General features: G+C 56.8%; 15 protein-coding genes. All 15 read right to left on the bottom strand.

The features are described 5' to 3' along the window. Window positions 1-247: 247 nt before the first annotated feature. On the bottom strand, window positions 248-640 hold the full coding sequence (gene flhE / locus AB6T85_RS00360; RefSeq protein WP_301252233.1) for a flagellar protein FlhE: 393 nt from the start codon (window positions 638-640) through the stop codon (window positions 248-250). Continuing rightward, window positions 640-2,721 (bottom strand): flagellar biosynthesis protein FlhA, encoded by a 2,082-nt coding sequence (flhA, locus tag AB6T85_RS00355; RefSeq protein ID WP_369894558.1) that lies wholly within the window; start codon window positions 2,719-2,721, stop codon window positions 640-642. The genes flhE and flhA overlap by 1 nt, the downstream gene beginning before the upstream one ends. Beyond that, a complete protein-coding gene (gene flhB / locus AB6T85_RS00350) occupies window positions 2,721-3,866 on the bottom strand; it encodes a flagellar biosynthesis protein FlhB (RefSeq protein ID WP_253460665.1) in 1,146 nt (381 codons plus the stop codon). The genes flhA and flhB overlap by 1 nt, the downstream gene beginning before the upstream one ends. Before the next feature lie 157 nt (window positions 3,867-4,023). After that, window positions 4,024-4,668: a protein phosphatase CheZ gene (gene cheZ, locus AB6T85_RS00345; protein ID WP_125287937.1), complete on the bottom strand. Its 645-nt coding sequence runs from the start codon at window positions 4,666-4,668 to the stop codon at window positions 4,024-4,026. Between the two features lie 9 nt (window positions 4,669-4,677). Beyond that, entirely contained in the window at window positions 4,678-5,067 is a 390-nt protein-coding gene (gene cheY, locus AB6T85_RS00340; protein ID WP_034935773.1) for a chemotaxis response regulator CheY, read from the bottom strand. Between the two features lie 41 nt (window positions 5,068-5,108). Next, window positions 5,109-6,158 carry a protein-glutamate methylesterase/protein-glutamine glutaminase gene (locus tag AB6T85_RS00335; protein WP_253460662.1) on the bottom strand — a complete coding sequence of 350 codons (1,050 nt, stop codon included), beginning with the start codon at window positions 6,156-6,158 and terminating at the stop codon, window positions 5,109-5,111. Next, on the bottom strand, window positions 6,158-7,024 hold the full coding sequence (gene cheR, locus AB6T85_RS00330) for a protein-glutamate O-methyltransferase CheR (protein ID WP_301252236.1): 867 nt from the start codon (window positions 7,022-7,024) through the stop codon (window positions 6,158-6,160). The genes AB6T85_RS00335 and cheR overlap by 1 nt, the downstream gene beginning before the upstream one ends. 332 nt (window positions 7,025-7,356) lie before the next feature. Beyond that, window positions 7,357-9,015, bottom strand: coding sequence for a methyl-accepting chemotaxis protein (locus AB6T85_RS00325; RefSeq protein ID WP_253460655.1), 1,659 nt, complete (start codon window positions 9,013-9,015; stop codon window positions 7,357-7,359). Between the two features lie 315 nt (window positions 9,016-9,330). Beyond that, a complete protein-coding gene (locus AB6T85_RS00320) occupies window positions 9,331-10,992 on the bottom strand; it encodes a methyl-accepting chemotaxis protein (RefSeq protein ID WP_253460652.1) in 1,662 nt (553 codons plus the stop codon). 208 nt (window positions 10,993-11,200) lie between these two features. Then, a complete protein-coding gene (gene cheW, locus AB6T85_RS00315) occupies window positions 11,201-11,698 on the bottom strand; it encodes a chemotaxis protein CheW (protein ID WP_125287941.1) in 498 nt (165 codons plus the stop codon). A gap of 24 nt (window positions 11,699-11,722) precedes the next feature. After that, window positions 11,723-13,708 (bottom strand): chemotaxis protein CheA, encoded by a 1,986-nt coding sequence (gene cheA / locus AB6T85_RS00310; protein ID WP_369894817.1) that lies wholly within the window; start codon window positions 13,706-13,708, stop codon window positions 11,723-11,725. A gap of 10 nt (window positions 13,709-13,718) precedes the next feature. After that, window positions 13,719-14,744 (bottom strand): flagellar motor protein MotB, encoded by a 1,026-nt coding sequence (gene motB, locus AB6T85_RS00305; protein WP_369894557.1) that lies wholly within the window; start codon window positions 14,742-14,744, stop codon window positions 13,719-13,721. Then, a complete protein-coding gene (motA, locus tag AB6T85_RS00300; protein ID WP_369894556.1) occupies window positions 14,741-15,619 on the bottom strand; it encodes a flagellar motor stator protein MotA in 879 nt (292 codons plus the stop codon). The genes motB and motA overlap by 4 nt, the downstream gene beginning before the upstream one ends. 129 nt (window positions 15,620-15,748) lie before the next feature. Beyond that, window positions 15,749-16,327, bottom strand: a complete 579-nt coding sequence (gene flhC / locus AB6T85_RS00295; RefSeq protein ID WP_125287944.1) for a flagellar transcriptional regulator FlhC — start codon at window positions 16,325-16,327, stop codon at window positions 15,749-15,751. Continuing rightward, a complete protein-coding gene (flhD, locus tag AB6T85_RS00290; RefSeq protein WP_253460647.1) occupies window positions 16,327-16,680 on the bottom strand; it encodes a flagellar transcriptional regulator FlhD in 354 nt (117 codons plus the stop codon). The genes flhC and flhD overlap by 1 nt, the downstream gene beginning before the upstream one ends. Window positions 16,681-17,447: the final 767 nt, after the last annotated feature.

Raw genomic sequence — 17,447 nt, 5'->3', positions numbered from 1 at the left:
GCCGTGCGGATAAGCGGACCGTTTGGCGCAGGGACGCGCCAACCGAGCCTCCACGGATGGATTTACGGCGCGTCCGTGTTCCGCACCGTCCCTTGCTGCCTGCCACTTGCCCCGCAGCGACTTCTGTAACCTGCCCCAAGTCACAGCGGCTTTTCTCCGGCTTCAGAACGCAAAAAAGGGGCGAATCGCTTCGCCCCTTTCTGCACTGCCTGCTTTTGCCCTGCACTGCCTGGCTTTGCCCGCCAGGCTACCGGTAATTCACCATCACTTCATTACTCAGCACACGCAGCGTCTGAGGCAGCCGACCTTGTCCCTGCACGCCATAGACAAAGTGCAGCGTTTCTCCGGCATGAATATTGGTTAACCCTCGCGTCGCGCCGCTCGCGCCGTCAAGTGGCACGCAACGCCTTTCGGCACAAAGCCAGGCGGCAAAACCGGAAGGCATTGGGCCGGTCAGCTCATAGCGCCAGCTGATCTCCGTTATCGCGCCGGTCACCGTCTCCGACGCCTTCAGCGCGGGCGACGTTAACTGCATCCCGCGATTCAGCAATCCCGGCCCCGGCGCGGAGGCGTGCCAGGCGCCGCCGGCAGCCAACGCCAGCTGTGGCAGACAGCACAAAAACAGCAACGCCTTTTTCATCAATGACCACCGATAGTCGACGTCATGCGGATCTGACGATTATCGGTCAGCTCCAGGTTAGAAATCACCATCAGCTGCGGCAGGTTGCGACGCAGGAAGCGGGCCAGCAGCGCGCGCAACGGATGGTTAACCAACAGCACCGGCGGCGCGCCCAGCGACTCCTGATGCGCCAGCGCGCCCTGCGCCTGCGCCAGCAAACGATCTGCCAGGCCCGGCTCCAGACCGCCGCCGCCCTGCAACGCCTGCAGCAGCAGACGTTCCAGCGTGGTATCCAGTCCGATAACCTGCACTTCGCCGTTGCCCGGATACCACTGCTGGGTAATCGCCCGGCCCAGCGCCACGCGCACTACGGAAGTCAGCTCGTGCGGATCGGTCTGCACGGTCGCGTGCTCCGCCAGCGTTTCAATAATGGTGCGCATATCGCGGATGGAAACGCGCTCCGACAGCAAATTCTGCAACACCTTATGCAGCGTGGTCAGCGTAATCACGCCAGGGATTAAATCTTCCGTCAGCTTCGGCATATCCTGGGTAACGCGATCCAGCAGCTGCTGCGCTTCCTGACGGCCAAACAGCTCGCTGGCGTACTGGCCAATCAAATGGTTCAGGTGCGTAGCGACTACGGTACTCGCTTCCACTACGGTATAACCCTGGATCTGCGCCTGCTCTTTCAGCGCGCTGTCGATCCAGATAGCGGCCAGACCAAAGGCTGGATCCACCGTCACTTCGCCCGGCAGCGTGCCTGCGGCGGTGCCGGGGTTGATCGCCATCCAGCGGCCCGGATAGGCGTCGCCGCTGCCGATTTCTACGCCCTTCATCAGAATACGGTAGCGCGCTGGCGGCAGCTCCATATTGTCGCGGATATGCACCACCGGCGGCAGAAAGCCCATCTCCTGCGCGAATTTCTTACGAATGCTGCGGATACGACCCAGCAACTCGCCATCCTGCGTATTGTCCACCATGGGGATCAGTCGATAGCCGACTTCCATGCCCAGCGTGTCTTCCAGCTGCACATCGGTCCAGGACGCTTCTACATTCACCGGCGTTTCCGCGCTTTTCACCATGCTGCTCTGCGGCATGGCTTTCGGTTTGGTCTCCTGACCGCGCATATACCACGCAAGGCCCAGCAGCGCGGCGGTAAACAGCAGGAACACCAGGTTCGGCATTCCCGGGATCAGACCCAGTAAACCCAGCACGCCTGCGCTCAGCATCATCACGCGTGGATTTTTGAACAGCTGGGTAACCATCTGCTCGCCAACGTCCTGATCGGTCGCCACGCGGGTCACGATAACGCCGGCTGCGGTTGAGATAACCAGCGCCGGGATCTGAGCAACCAGACCGTCACCGATGGTCAGCAGCGTATAGGTTTCCCCTGCGTGGCCCACGTCCATACCATGCTGCACCACGCCCACCAGCAGACCGCCGATAACGTTGATGACCATGATCATAATGCCCGCGACGGCGTCGCCGCGAACGAACTTACTCGCACCGTCCATCGACCCGTAGAAGTCCGCTTCCTGGGTGACTTCCGCACGGCGTTTTTTCGCTTCGTCTTCGCCAATCAGGCCAGCGTTCAGGTCGGCGTCGATCGCCATCTGCTTACCGGGCATCCCGTCCAGCACAAAGCGCGCGCCCACTTCGGCGATACGGCCAGCACCCTTGGTGATAACCATAAAGTTGATGATAACGAGAATGATAAAGACCACGATACCGATGGCGAAGTTGCCGCCCACCAGAAAGTGCCCGAAGGCCTCAACCACCTGTCCGGCCGCCGCCGCGCCCGTATGCCCTTCCATCAGGATGATACGGGTTGAGGCGACGTTCAGCGCCAGGCGCAACAGGGTGGAGAAAAGCAGAATGGTCGGAAACGCAGCGAACTCCAGCGTTTTCTGGGTAAACATCGCTACCAGCAGCACCATTATCGACAGCGCGATATTAAAGGTGAACAGCAGATCGAGGATGAACGGCGGCAACGGCAGCACCATCATCGCCAGGATCATCATAATCAATACCGGCCCGGCCATAATCTGCCATTGGGTATCTTTCATATTCGGTAAGCGCAACAATGTGGCCAGATTCGCCATCAGTCTTTCTCTCCAGAGCCAAAGTCCAGCGCTTCCGGCACCGGTAAATTAGCAGGTTTTTTCGGGGCCAGGCCGCCTTCCAGCTTCCAGCGACGGAGCTGCCAGACCCAGGCCAACACTTCTGCAACAGCCGCATATAACGTACCGGGAATATGCTGACCAATTTCACTATGTCGATAGAGCGCGCGCGCCAGCGGCGGCGCCTCCAGGACAGGAATACGGTGTTCTTTACCTAATTCGCGAATACGCAGCGCCACTTCGCCTGCGCCTTTCGCCACCACTTTGGGCGCGCTCATTTTCCGTTCGTCATACTGCAAGGCGACGGAATAGTGCGTCGGGTTGGTCACGATAACGTCCGCTTTCGGTACATCCGCCATCATGCGTCGGCGGGCCGCCGCGCGCATCTGCTGACGAATACGCCCCTTAACGTGCGGATCGCCTTCCTGCTGTTTATATTCGTCACGGATTTCCTGGCGAGTCATGCGCAGCCCTTTGTAGTAGCTGTACAACTGCCAGAAAACGTCAAATCCCACCATCGGCGACAGGCCCAGCACCACCAGCACGCAGCACATGGCAATCATGTTCAGCGAGCTGGCCAGCGCGGTATAGGGCGATTCGCTGATCAGGCGCATCATTTCCGGCCAGTTATGGCTGACATACAGCCAGGTCACGCAGCCGACCAGCACCGCTTTCAGAATCGATTTCACCAGTTCCGTCGCGGTCTGCGCGGAGACCAGCTTGGCTAAGCCTTTAATTGGATTCATCTTGCCAACGTCGAACTTAATCGCTTTGCCGCTGATCAGCACGCCGCCCAGCAGCATCGGCGCGGCAATCGCTACCAGCACCAGCCCCGCCATCATCGGCAGCAGCGTATACACCGCCTGCACAAAAAGTCTGCCGATCAGGTGCAGCATCTGGCTGGTATCGCTGACCACCGAGTGGTTGAACACTAATCCCTGAGCCAGCAGCTGACCGATTTTGCGGGCCATGCTTTCGCCGCCCATCCACAAAATACCCAACCCCGCCACCAGCATCAGCACCGAGGTCAGCTCGCGCGAGCGCGGAACCTGCCCTTCTTCTCGTGCTTTTTCAAGTCGGTGGGGGGTTGCGGATTCGGTCTTTTCCTCTTCGCTGTCACCAGACACAGGCTATCCTCAGGGAATTTCTGGAGTACGGAATGAATGCGGTTAGGATGCCAAAAAGGCGCAGGGATGATGCCGCGAGTAAACGCGTAAAAAGGGGGTTATTCAGGTAATAGCAAAAAAGGGCCGATAAGGATCGGCCCTGAGCAGAAGGACAAGCTTAAAACCCGAGGCTGTCGAGCAGGTCGTCGACCTGATCCTGGTTAGCCACCACGCCGGGCGCTTCACCGTTAATCTGCGGGCCGTTTTTCAGGCTGTCCGCATCTTTCTTCGGACGGGCAGGCTGTTCCGGCATGTTTTCCAACAGCACCATCAACAGCTGACGCTCGATTTCCTGGATCACATCCATCATGCGCTTGATGACCTGACCGGTCAGATCCTGGAAATCCTGCGCCATCATGATTTCCATCAGCTGCGCGTTGGTGAAGCTCGTATGCTGCGGCACCGATTCCAGATAACCACGGGTATCCGAAACCAGCGAGCGGGCATCTGCCAGTTCGATAGGATTCTCAAACCACTCATCCCAACGGCCTTTCAGCGCTTTAGCTCCATTCTCCATCTCTGTCTGACGTGGCTGCGCGGCTTCCACACAGTTCAGCGCGCGTTCAGCCGCCTGAGCGGTCATTTGCACTACGTAGTCCAGGCGATCGCGGGCGTCGGGAATGGCTTCCGCCGCTTCAGCAATGGCCTGATCCAGTCCCAGCTCACGCAGGCTGTCGCGCAGCATCCGCGTCAACGAACCAATTCGGGAGATAATGTCGTTCGCGGAAGCCGCGTCGACACTTGGTTTCGGAAGTTCGCTCATCTCGGCTCCTTACATACCCAGCTTTTCGAAGATCTTGCCTAACTTCTCTTCAAGGGTCGCTGCGGTAAAAGGTTTAACGACATAGCCGCTGGCACCCGCCTGAGCAGCCGCAATAATGTTCTCTTTTTTGGCTTCGGCCGTGACCATCAGCACCGGCAGCTTGCCGAGCGTGCCGTCTGCACGAATGGTTTGCAGCAGCTGCAGACCGTCCATGTTTGGCATGTTCCAGTCAGAAATCACGAAGTCAAAGCCGCCGGCACGCAGCTTAGCCAGCGCGTCAACGCCGTCTTCTGCTTCTTCAACGTTATTGAAGCCGAGCTCTTTCAGCAGGTTACGGACGATACGACGCATCGTGTTGAAATCGTCGACCACCAGAAACCGCATATTTTTGTCAGCCATAATTACTCCTGTTTGTGTAGCCCCGCGGGACGGGCGCTGCGTTAGATACGTAATGCCTGTCCGGCGCTAATTTTTGCCAGCATGTGCTGGCTGATTTGGTGGAGATCCACCACTTCACTGGCGCCCCCGAGCGCAATTGCTTCGCGGGGCATACCAAATACGACACAGCTCGCTTCGTTCTGGGCGATGGTCCACGCGCCTGCTTTGTTCATGGTCAGCAGGCCTGCGGCGCCGTCGTTGCCCATTCCGGTCAGGATCACGCCAACGGCGTTGCGACCGGCATACTGCGCGACTGATTTAAATAACACGTCTACCGAAGGCTTATGCCGATTGACCGGCGGGCCGTCGTGCAGTTTCACCTGATAGTTTGCGCCGCTGCGTGCCAGCTCCATGTGCATCGCGCCCGGCGCGATATAGGCATGGCCCGGCAGCACGCGCTCGCCGTCTTCTGCCTCTTTTACCGTGATCTGACACAGCTTGTTCAGCCGTTCGGCAAAAGAGCGGGTAAAGCCTGGCGGCATATGCTGCGTAATCATCAGCGCCGGACTGGTGGCCGGCAGCGGCTGCAACACATGCCTGATCGCTTCCGTACCGCCCGTAGAGGCGCCGATTGCGATCAGCTTTTCACTGCTCAGCATTGGCCCGGCTTTCAGCATCACCGGCGCTGGCTGCGACCGACGCACGTGCAGCTTCGCCCTTGAAGCGGCGCGTACCTTATCGGCAATCATCTGGCTGTAGGCCAGCATGCCTTCGCGGATACCCAGCGACGGCTTGGTGACAAAATCCACCGCGCCCAGCTCCAGCGCGCGCAGCGTCACTTCGGAACCCTGGCCGGTCAGCGAAGAGACCATCACCACCGGCATCGGCCGCAGGCGCATCAGCTTTTCCAGAAAATCCAGTCCGTCCATGCGCGGCATTTCCACGTCCAGCGTCAGCACGTCGGGATTGAATTCTTTAATTAAATCGCGAGCCACCAACGGATCGGGCGCCGTCGCCACCATCTCCATGTCCGAATGACTGTTAATAATCTCCGTCATCAGCTGACGCATCAGCGAAGAGTCATCAACACATAACACTTTGATTTTGCCCATTATCTTTCCTTAGTCAGCCCGTAAACCGTCTGGCCTCGCAGGTAAAACTCTTTGCTGATCTGGCTGAAGTTTTCAGAGTGTCCGGCAAAAAGAATGCCGCCAGGTTTCAGCATCGGGACAAAACGCCGCAGGATCTTTTCCTGCGTCTCTTTGTCGAAATAGATCATTACGTTGCGGCAAAAGATCGCGTCGAACGGGCCGGGAACGGCCCACTCGTTGCCCAGCAGGTTGAGCTGGGAAAACGTAATGGTGTTAGCCAGTTCAGGCCGAACGCGCACCATGCCAGCGTGCGGGCCGGTACCGCGAAAGAAGAAGCGTTGCAGCTGCTGAGGCGACAGCGTGCGCAGCTCTTCCTGGCGATAGACGCCCGACAGCGCTTTTTCCAGCACCTGGGTATCGATATCGCTGGCGTGAACCTGGAACTTGCCTGCGCCTAACGTTTCCGCCAGCGTCATGGCGATGGAGTAAGGCTCCTCGCCCGTCGACGCCGCCGCGCACCAGACGTTGAAACTGCCGCCGCGCCGCTTGGCGTGATCGGCCAGAATCGGAAAGTGATGCGCCTCGCGAAAGAACGCCGTCAGGTTAGTGGTCAGCGAGTTGATAAAGGCCTGCCACTCTGCACTGCCGGAATCACTCTCCAGCAGCGCCAGGTAACGACCAAAATCGTCGATGCCTAACGTCCGTAACCGGCGCACCAGGCGGTTATAAACCATCTCGCGCTTATGGTCGGCGAGAACAATGCCGGCCCGCTGATAAATAAGCTGGCTGATGCGCTTAAAGTGCGCATCGGATAACGGCAGGCGCTGTACCATCTGTGACAACAGCGTTGCGTTCTCCGGCGGTGCTACCAACGTCGATTTTTTCATCCAGATCCACCCTGCAAAGTACAGATTAAGGGGTTAAAACAGTGTGTTCCCTGTGGGTCAGTATCCGAGGCGGTTTGCCTTCTCCTGAACCAACCCGAGCGTGCCTGGGCTGCTGCCGCTTCCACTACCAGCGCGGCGTTCTGTTGCTCTGCTTTGCATCGTCCGGTGGCTATGACACTGGCTAACTACAAATTCAGATTGCTTAACTGTTTATCGGCAGCAATTCGATCTTCCTGAGGCCAAATTGCGTTAAAGCCTTATTTTTTACTGCCTGCCGTCTTAATAACCAGCCTCGCGCCGCCCTCCACAGACGGCGGCGCGGGGTTCAGGGATTAGAACGTTTCCCAGTTATCGTTGGAAACCGGGGCGGCCTGCGCTTTCTTCGGCGCGGCGGCAACGGCCATCGGCTTGCTGGTAGCCTGCACGACGCTGTCCTTACGAATGCGGAACACGGCGACGGCCTGGGTCAGACGGCTGGCCTGCACTTCCAGCGCGGCGGCGGCGGCGGCAGATTCCTCAACCAGCGAGGCGTTCTGCTGCGTCACGCGATCCATCTCGGTTACGGCGATGCCGACCTGATCGATACCGCGACTCTGCTCGCCCGATGCGGAAGCGATTTCGCCCATGATGTCGGTTACGCGGGTAACGGCGTTCACAATATCCGCCATCGTTTCACCCGCGCTTTCCACCAGCTGCGATCCGGTATCGACACGCGCCACGGAATCTTCAATCAGACCTTTGATTTCTTTGGCGGCCTGCGCGCTGCGCTGCGCCAGGTTACGGACTTCACCGGCCACGACCGCAAAGCCACGGCCCTGCTCACCGGCACGCGCTGCCTCTACCGCGGCGTTCAGCGCCAGGATATTGGTCTGGAAAGCGATGCCGTCGATCACGCTGGTAATATCGGCGATTTTCTTCGAGCTGCCCGCGATGTCACTCATGGTTTTCACCACGCCGTCCACCACCTTGCCGCCCTTCTGCGCCGTTTCCGACGCGCTCAGCGCCAGCTGCGAAGCCTGACGGGCGTTCTCGGCGTTCTGCTTCACGGTAGCGGTCAGCTGCTCCATGCTCGCGGCGGTTTCTTCCAGCGAGGCGGCCTGCTGCTCGGTACGCGAAGAGAGATCGTTGTTGCCCGCAGAAATTTCGCTTGCGCCGGTATAGATAGCGTCGGAGCCGTCGCGCACGTCGCTGACGGTACGCACCAGCGACTGCTGCATATCGCGCAGGCTTTCCGCCAGCAGCGTCATTTCGCTACGGCCTTCCACTTCGATGGTCTGCGTCAGGTCGCCGCTGGCGATGTGACGAATGTGCTCGATATTGCTGTTCAGCGGCAGCAGCAGCAGTTTACGGATGCCGCTCCACGCCAGCGCGATGACCGCAGCGGAAACCAGCAGCACGCCCAGCAGCAGCCAGATAGTCTGGTGGTAAGCGTCTTCATTGGTTTTAATACCCTGCGCCGTCAGCTGATTAACCACTTCCAGCCAGTGGTTATAAGCCTGCTGGAACTGTTCCTGATAGCTTTGGGTCGGCTGCGCGACGAAGTCGTCAAAACGGCCGGTTTCCATCATCACAATCAGCTCGGAAAGCGCGGTGTGGAACTGCTTGTAGTTAGCCAGCAGCGTCTGCACGTCCTCCGCTTTTTTCCCGTCTTCGGTCAGCGTGGCGTTGAACACCGCCAGGGATTTATCGGCAGCGGCCAGGTCGGCCTTTGCCTGCGTCATCAGATCGGTGGCAGAGGTGCCCGCGCCCGATTTGCTGACATCCTGCAGGTAACGAATACCGGCGCGGTTCAGCGTGTTGCGTGCCTGCACCAGCGACACCCATGAGTTGCCCATGGACTGTTGCAGGATGCGCATCTGCTGACTTAATTCAAAATTCTGTTTGTCGCTGTGCACGGCTTTGAAGAACAAACCGCCGGTCCCCAGCTGCAATACAGCAAACAACACCAGCACGCTCACCAGGCCGGTCACTACTTTTATACTCTTGAACATAACTACCTCAGTTGGGGGCTATTTGTTTTAGTTATCGGCAGACGCGGGGGGATCTTTATTGAGCTGTAGGGCGCTTTCCGGAAAGCACTACAGGGCTGTGCCGATGTGTCTGGTTCATGCAGAACGGCTGGTTAATTGTTTTGGAAAACCTCTGCCAGGCACGATTTCCTGCCGGTATCGGCAGCCAGAAAGGTGGCTTGTGGCGACGGCTTCCTTCTACCCGCCTCGCGACGGCTAAAAAGAAGCCCGCTCGGGCACGGTGCCGGAGCGGGCTGATTAACATGCTGTTAAGGATTAAGCGCTTGTGCTCTTTACTTAAAACGTTTCCCAGTTGCCTTCTTCAGCGCCTGGCGCGGCGGCTTTACGCAGCGCGGGCTTCAGCGTACGCGGCGCAGGTGCAGCGGCACGAGCGGCCTGTTCTTTGCGTACGCGGAACACGGCAACGGCCTGAGTCAGACGGCTGGCCTGATCTTCCAGCGCTGCGGCGGCCGTGGCGGACTCTTCCACCAGCGAGGCGTTCTGCTGCGTCACGCGATCCATCTCGGTTACGGCGGTGCCAACCTGGTCGATACCGCGGCTCTGCTCGTCGGAAGCAGAGGCGATTTCACCCATGATGTCGGTCACGCGGGTAACGGCGTTGACGATATCGTTCATGGTTTCACCGGCGGTGCCCACCAGGACGGAACCGCTGTCCACGCGCGCCACGGAATCTTCAATCAGACCTTTGATTTCTTTGGCGGCCTGCGCGCTGCGCTGCGCCAGGTTACGGACTTCACCGGCCACGACCGCAAAGCCACGGCCCTGTTCGCCGGCACGCGCTGCCTCTACCGCGGCGTTCAGCGCCAGAATATTGGTCTGGAAGGCGATGCCGTCGATCACGCTGGTAATATCGGCGATCTTCTTCGAGCTGCCCGCGATGTCGCTCATGGTTTTCACCACGCCGTCCACCACCTTGCCGCCCTTCTGCGCCGTTTCCGACGCGCTCAGCGCCAGCTGCGAAGCCTGACGGGCGTTTTCGGCGTTCTGCTTCACGGTAGCGGTCAGCTGCTCCATGCTCGCGGCGGTTTCTTCCAGCGAGGCGGCCTGCTGCTCGGTACGGGCAGAAAGATCGTTGTTGCCCGCCGCGATTTCGCTTGCGCCGGTATAGATAGCGTCGGAGCCGTCGCGCACGTCGCTGACGGTACGCACCAGCGCCTGCTGCATCTCTTTCAGGCTGTTGGCCAGCTGCGCCATTTCGTTACGGCCTTCCACTTCAATCGTGTGGGTCAGGTCGCCGCCGGCGATATGGCTGATGTGTGCGATATTTTCCTGCAGCGGCTTGATCAGCACGGAACGCAGACCGACCCAGCACAGCGCGATCAGCGCGACAACCAGCGCCATGACCGTGCCAATCACCCACAGCATTTTGGTATAGGCGCTTTCGTTATCCGCCACGCCTTTCGTGGTCAGCACGTTCTGCGCGTTACGCCAGGCCTGGTAGGCATCCTGCATATCGTTCTGCTTCTGCTCGATATTCATCTTGAACATCTCGGCCAGCTGCCTGTTTTCCATCAGCGTCACCATCTGGCCCAGCGCTTTGGAATAGGTTTCGTAATTTTTTTCTAACGCTTCGGTGATCAGCGGATCCATCCCCTTGGTATTGGGAATGCCCTGGTAGCGCGCATAAGATTTATCAGCATCAGCCAGCAGCGATTTACTCTGGTTGCTGATATCGGTCAGCGAGGCGCTGTTAATGCTGTTGGCCGTTTCGCTTTGCAGGCGCAACATGCCGCGGTTAATGCTAATACGGGTCTGGTTTAGCGCAACCCAGGCGTCAGTAAAAGCGGCGACGTTCTCACTGGAGTTCTGAGCAATAGAAAAGTTAGTTTTATCGCTGGTCAGCGCGTTAATAAATAATCCGCCCGCCAACAACTGGAGTGAGCCGAATACCAGCAGCACTAACAGCAGGCTGGTGACGACCTTAATGCGTTTAAACATAGGGTACCCTTGGTAGAAGTAAAATGAATCAACACCGAATATATCGGCGTAAATTAATGGAACTTTATGTGCGCCCGAAACAGATTTACTGAAGTGATACTTTAATAACTAAATTAATTATCCGGCCGCAAGACTTTATTGAAACCATAAAAAACACCCTGCCGGCATAATACCAACAGGGTGCCTGATACTTTATTTAAGGCGGCAATTACGCGCTGCGCAGCGTATCCATCAGCGCCATCTCTTCGCTGTTCAACAGCTTCTCGATGTCGACCAAAATCAGCATGCGTTCGCCCAGCGCGCCCAGGCCGGTCAGGTATTCGGTCGACATGGTGACCGCAAACTCTGGCGAAGGACGGATCTGATCGGTGGTCAGCGACAGCACGTCGGACACGCCGTCAACCACGATACCAACCACGCGCTGCTCAAGATTCAGTACGATCACCACGGTATTATCGTTATAAACCACATCCGGCTGCGCGAATTTAATACGCAGGTCGATAATAGGCACGATAACGCCGCGCAAATTAGTGACGCCTTTAATAAAAGCAGGCGTGTTGGCGATGCGGGTTACCTGATCGTAACCGCGGATCTCCTGCACTTTTAAAATATCAATGCCGTATTCTTCGTCACCCAGCGTAAATACCAGGAACTCCTGGCCTACGGTTTCGCCAGCGAGTTTAGTGACAGTTGCCATTCCAGTCATAGTTCTACCCTTAATCGGTTAAAGTCAGGCTGCGGCTCCCGCCACACGCTTTTCACGGTTGAGAGACTGCAGAGCCGACACGTCGACAATCAGCGCCACGCTGCCATCACCCAGGATGGTCGCTGCCGAAATGCCCGGTACTTTGCGATAGTTGCTTTCAAGGTTTTTGACCACCACCTGGTGCTGGCCAATCAGCTGGTCCACCAGCAGCGCATAGCGTTTGCCCGCGCTTTGCAGGATCACCACGATGCCCTGAGTCGCCTCGGTTTTCGCGCCCTGCACATCAAAGACGTTCCACAGCTCAACCAGCGGCAGGTATTCGCCACGGACTTCCAGCACGCGCTCGCCACCGGCCAGCGGGTGCAGATCGTCAGCCAGCGGCTGCAGAGATTCCATTACCGCGTTCAGCGGCAGAATAAAGACTTCGTCAGCGACGCGAACGGACATGCCGTCCAGGATCGCCAGCGTCAGCGGCAGCAGGATACGAATGGTCGTGCCCTTGCCCTGCTTAGAGGCAATTTCTACGTGGCCGCCCATCTCCTGGATGTTACGTTTCACCACGTCCATGCCCACGCCACGCCCGGAGACATCGGTAACCTGCTCGGCGGTGGAGAAGCCCGGCGCGAAAATCAACATGCCCACTTCTTCATCGCTCATCGCGTCGCTCACCGGCAGGCCGGAAGAAAGCGCTTTCGCCAGGATACGTTCGCGGTTCAGACCGGCGCCGTCATCGATCACTTCGATACAGATATTGCCGCCCTGGTGCTCTGCAGAGAGCGTCAGGTTGCCGACGCCCGATTTCCCGGCCGCCACGCGTTTTTCCGGCGATTCGATGCCGTGATCCAGACTGTTACGCACCAGGTGCGTTAACGGGTCGATAATGCGTTCGATCAGGCTCTTGTCCAGCTCGGTGGAGCTGCCCAACAGCGTCAGTTCAACTTCTTTACCCAGCTTGCTGGCCAGATCGCGCACCAGGCGTGGGAAGCGGCTGAAGACATATTCCATCGGCATCATACGGATGGACATCACCGATTCCTGCAGGTCACGGGCGTTACGCTCCAGCTGGCCCATGCTGTTCAGCAGGTCGCCATGCGCTACCGGATCCAGCTCGTTGGAACGCTGGGCCAGCATGGACTGCGTGATCACCAGTTCGCCGACCAGGTTAATCAGCTGATCGACCTTTTCAACCGCTACGCGGATGCTGGTGGATTCGCTGGCTTTGGCCGCCGCCGGTTTTTTGGCCGCTTCACGTTTGGCCGGAGCCGCCGCTTCCGCTACCGCAACGGGCTGAGGAGCTGGCGCAGGCGCTTCTTCCACGGCAGCCGGCGCGGCTTCTGTCACGGCAGGAGCCGACGACGCATCCAGGAATTTGATCTGCGATTCTTCAATCACAAAGCAAAGCACGGCGACAATATCGTCCTGACCGACCGAGGAATCCAGCGTGACCTCTACCGAGGTTTCGCCTTTGATCACGTCGGAGACGGTGCCCAGATTGCCCAGCTCTTCCAGCATCAGCGGGATTTCAGTGGGTTTCAGGTTCACCAGCGCCATCCGCAGGCCGGCCGGAGCCGGAGCAGCGGCAGACGCGGCCGGCGCCGCTACGGCTACGGGCGCGCTTTCGCCTTTGGCTTCCAGCGCCAGCTGACGCAGCGCCTGACAGATATATTCAAAGGTTGCAGCGTCCGGCTCGGTCGCGGTTTTATAGGCATCCAGCTGTTCCTGCATAATATCTTTGGTTTCCAAAAACAGGTTGATGATAGGCGTGCTTAGCTGCATTTCGCCGCGTCGCGCACCGTCAAGAATGTTCTCCAGGATGTGCGTGGTTTCCTGTAATACAGTAAAACCAAAGGTGCCCGCGCCGCCTTTAATGGAGTGGGCCGCACGGAAAATAGCGTTAAGCTGCTCCGCATCCGGTTCCTGCGGGTCTAACCCCAACAGGTGTTGTTCCATGTCGGCTAACAGTTCGTCAGCCTCATCGAAAAACGTCTGATAAAAATCGCTGATATCCATGCTCACGGTATCACCTCTGCTGTGAGTCGCGATCGGTCTGGGCCGCTGGCACAGGCGATGCTGGTGTTAAAGTTGGTGCTGCCTGTTCGCCTGGCGGCTCGGCCGGGTTTGGTTTTTTTGCGGCATCGCCCGGAACGGACGGCGCCACGATTTGCTGTAATGCTGCCGGCTCGCTGTCGCTGATCTGTACCGCGTCGCTTTCCGAGTTCTCTTTCTCAATCTGCGCTTCGGTGTCATGGTTCAGCACCAGCAGGCTGATACGGCGGTTGACGGCGGCGTCGCCGCCACGGTTCTTCAGCTTCATGGTGTCGGCCATGCCCACCACGCGCAGCATTTTGTCGCTGGCCAGCCCGCCGATAATCAGCTCCCGCCGCGAGGCGTTGGCCCGGTCGGCCGACAGTTCCCAGTTGCTGTAGCCGCGCAGGCCGTTAGCGTACTGAATATCGTCCGTATGGCCTGCCAGGCTGATCCTGTTCGGAATATCGTTCAGGATCGGCGCAATGGCCCGCAGGATATCGCGCATATAAGGCTCGACGTCCGCGCTGCCGGTTTTAAACATCGGTCGATTCTGGCTGTCGATAATCTGAATGCGCAGGCCCTCTTCCACCATGTTGATAATCAGGTGCGGGCGCAGCGCCTTCAGACGCGGATCGGCTTCAATCAGCTGATCCAGCTTTTCGCGCAGAAGGTTTAAGCGGATATCGTCCAGCTTGCGTTTCTCCGCGTCCATATCGATAACCTTGTGCACTTCGCCTTTCTGCTGGCTGGGATCCATACCGCCGCCAGGAATAACGCTGGTGCTTTCGCTGGTTTTGGTGCCGCCGGTGATAGCCACCCGCAGCGGCGTCTTAAAGTAATCGGCAATCCCCGCTAATTCCTGAGGCTTGGCGATCGCAATCAGCCACATCACCATGAAAAAGGCCATCATCGCGGTCATAAAGTCGGCATAGGCAATCTTCCAGGAGCCGTGGCCGCCCGCGTGCGCGGAATGCTTTTTCTTCTTAACCAGGATAATCGGGTGATTGTCGTTCTTCATGCGTCCTGACCTTTCGCCGGCGATTTCGCGTTACGAACGTGCTCTTCCAGCTCAGAGAAGGATGGCCGCTCGGTGGAGTACAGCGTTTTACGGCCAAACTCAACGGCGATCTGCGGCGCATAGCCATTCAGGCTGGAAAGCAGCGTGACCTTGATACACTGCATCATCTTGGTGGTTTCAGCACATTTCTGACGCAGCAGTCCGGCCAGCGGGGAAATAAACCCGTACGCCAGCAAAATACCCAGGAAGGTACCGACCATCGCGTGGGCGATAAGCTCGCCCAGCTCGGCTGGCGGACGATCTGCTGAAGCCAGGGTGTGCACCACGCCCATCACCGCCGCCACGATACCAAAAGCGGGTAAAGAGTCGCCTACCGTACCGATAGCCGTAGCCGGTACGTCACATTCGTGTTCGTAGGTTTCAATCTCTTCATCCATCAGGGCTTCGATTTCAAATGCGTTCATATTGCCGCTCACCATCAGTCGCAGATAATCGGTGATAAAGTCCACCAGTCTTTTATCGGCAAGGATGCGCGGGTAATTAGCAAAAATTTCACTTTCCTGCGGACTTTCAATATCGGCTTCCAGCGAGAGCATCCCCTGCTGGCGCGATTTGGCCATCAGGCGATAAAGTAACGCCATCAGATCCATATAAACCGCTTTATTGTATTTCGAGCCTTTCATCAGCAGCGGCATCGCTTTAAACGTTGCTTTAATTGCCTTGCCGTTATTGCCCGCTAAAAATGCGCCAATGCCCGCTCCGCCGATAATTAACAGCTCGGAAGGTTGATAAAGCGCGCCCAGATGTCCGCCTACCATTGCGTAGCCGCCCAACACCGACCCGAGAACCAGGATATACCCCAAAATAACTAACACAATAAATCCTTACGTCTGGCGACGTGTGGGTTAAAGATGAACCGGATTAGGTCAGGTTTATTCCGTCGCGTGGGCAAAAAAAAAGCAGCGGTATTTAACCGCTGCTGGATTCACTCCACGTGGCGAACATTAAACGGCAAGTTTTACCTGTTCATCCAGCAGTTGTGAAATGTTATCGGCAGGTTCTGCGATAAGTTTACGTCTTTTTACCGCACGAGAAGGCGGCTGGCACAGGCTGCAAACAAAGCTGCCGACCGGCTGGTGCGCGTGGTTAATAAAGCTTCCGCCGCAGCATTTGCAGTCGGAAAGCTCCAGCATGCCGCTCTCAACAAACCGGACTAAGGTCCAGGCGCGGGTGAGCGCCAACAGCGGGCCTTCGTCCTGTTGCGGGCATTGCTCCAGGTAGAGACGGTAGGCTTTAATCACCGCGTCCACACCGGTGCTCAAACCGCTTTTGAGTAAAAACTGCCAGGCGTTACAGAACATAGAAGAGTGAATGTTCTGTTCCCAGGTCATAAACCAGTCGGTAGAAAAAGGCAGCATGCCTTTTGGCGGCGGGCTGCCGCGCAGTTCTTTATAAAGTTTAATTAAGCGGCCGCGGCTTAGCTGCGTTTCGCTTTCTAACATTTGCAGGCGAGCGCCTAAAGTAATTAATTCAATCGCCAGCTGAATATCACGCGCTTCCTGAACAATACTTTTTTCACTCATTAACTCGCCCTCTTTTTCGGCAGTTCGTCATTTTTAGCTGATGCATTACGCAATAAACGGCTGGATAACAAAATGCCGGTGTGGATTTGCTGCAAATCATCCACGCGAGATTCCTGAGTTAAGCGATTAATCGTTACGTGATCGGTAAAGCGAAACTGGCATATCAGCTGATTTGTCTCGGCCAGCTTCACCATTTCTGGCAGCGTTAAGTGAGCGAGCGCATCGGCCATCTGCTCATCAATGCCCAGACGAAACATTGCTGAGGCTTTTTCCTGATTAATAAGGCGTTGAGCAAGTAATAAATAAGACAAGTTGATATCGTAAATATTTTTTAGTAATTCTGATGTACCCATTTTTATCCGTCCTGACTGACACGACTTAAACGTTGGCGGATTGCGCCGCTACCTTTGTTGCTGCTGGTAAATCTTATTGTGGCAAAAAATTAAGTGGCAAAAGCCAAACGTTCGCGAAGCTCCAGGCGGCCCTGAAAGCGGCCTGCAGAAAGTAGTCATTAACTCATTTTGCCGGTTACTGCTCCCTTGTTTTCGTCCGCTTCCCTGACGTTCTCCCTGACTGAAAGTTGCTCTGGTTTAGGACTATTCCGAAAACAACGCAACTTTATCTGCTCTAATTTCCGGATACAACGGAGGCCAGCTAAAATTTTAGATAAAGTGTGATCCAGATCACACTTTTGGGGGTAATTTGACAAAATTATCCTTCAGAAACGCTGTTGATTAGTTCACTAACTAAGCAAATTTGGACTTTTTTGTTAAATTTTAACCCTACGCGATCATTTACCGATGAAAATGGTTCCTTTTACGTCGATTGAATGGAGGAATGATGTGTTTACGCGCACAACTGGATGTAAAAACGCATAAAAGACAAATATGCAGAGGAATATGCTGATTTTTGTATGTTAAGCATGTGTAAATCGTAATCACCAAAGGTAACTATCGACAGGGGCAATGATGCGTGCAGAGTAAGATATTGCAGGTTTACGACAGGAAGTGTTTAGGGAGTGTAAGCCGCGTCAGCCCTGTGTTTAGCGGGTGCCAGCGGATGTAACCAGGGGTAACATTAGCAACGCGAATGTTTGTGCCAAAAATTTAACCTCAGGCAG

The organism is Erwinia aeris, assembly GCF_041224955.1.
Lineage (GTDB): Bacteria > Pseudomonadota > Gammaproteobacteria > Enterobacterales > Enterobacteriaceae > Erwinia > Erwinia aeris.
Note: the sequence above shows the minus strand (reverse complement) of the source record. Positions and strands in the feature narration are given on the sequence as shown.